This is a genomic window from Pseudomonas sp. 43(2021), assembly GCF_017490805.1.
Classification (GTDB): Bacteria; Pseudomonadota; Gammaproteobacteria; order Pseudomonadales; family Pseudomonadaceae; genus Aquipseudomonas.
This window is the reverse complement of sequence record NZ_JAFGYJ010000458.1, coordinates 1-461: the sequence shown is the minus strand read 5'-3', so window position 1 is coordinate 461 and position 461 is coordinate 1. Positions and strand designations below refer to the sequence as shown.

At 65.7% G+C, this 461-nt stretch carries 1 protein-coding gene; it reads right to left on the bottom strand.

All coding sequences use genetic code 11. The features are described 5' to 3' along the window. Nucleotides 1-442 (bottom strand): DJ-1/PfpI family protein (locus J5M71_RS28160; protein WP_207838884.1); only part of this gene is annotated, 442 nt, incomplete at its 3' end. Nucleotides 443-461 lie beyond the last annotated feature (19 nt).

Sequence of the window (461 nt, the reverse complement as noted above, 5' to 3'; positions counted from 1 at the left end):
AAGCGTCGCACATCGCCCAGTGAGTGGCAGCGCGGCGGGCGTCGAGCAATCCGGCCTGAGCCAGCAGAAACGCACCACTGCACACCGAGACCACGCGGCGGGCGAGGTGAGCATGGTCCTGCAGCCAGTCGCTCAGTTCGCGGTGCTTCTCAAGGGTCTGGCAGATGTCAGGGGCGCCGGGCACGACCAGCGTGTCCAGCGCGGCGGTGTCGAGCGTGGTTAACGCTTGGGTGTCGATGGCCAGCCCTTCGACGGTCTGGATCAAGCCACCGTTGAGGCTGGCGGTGTGCAGTTGATATCCAGACTGCCCGCGCTCGGCCATGGCTTTGCTCGCGGCCCAGAACACGGTTTGCGCACCGCTGAGATCGAGCAGGCTCAGGCGTGGGTAGGCGATGAACACCACGTCGCGCGGAGCCGTTGTAAAAGCGGGATGAGTGGACATCGCGGGCCTGCCTGTTTGC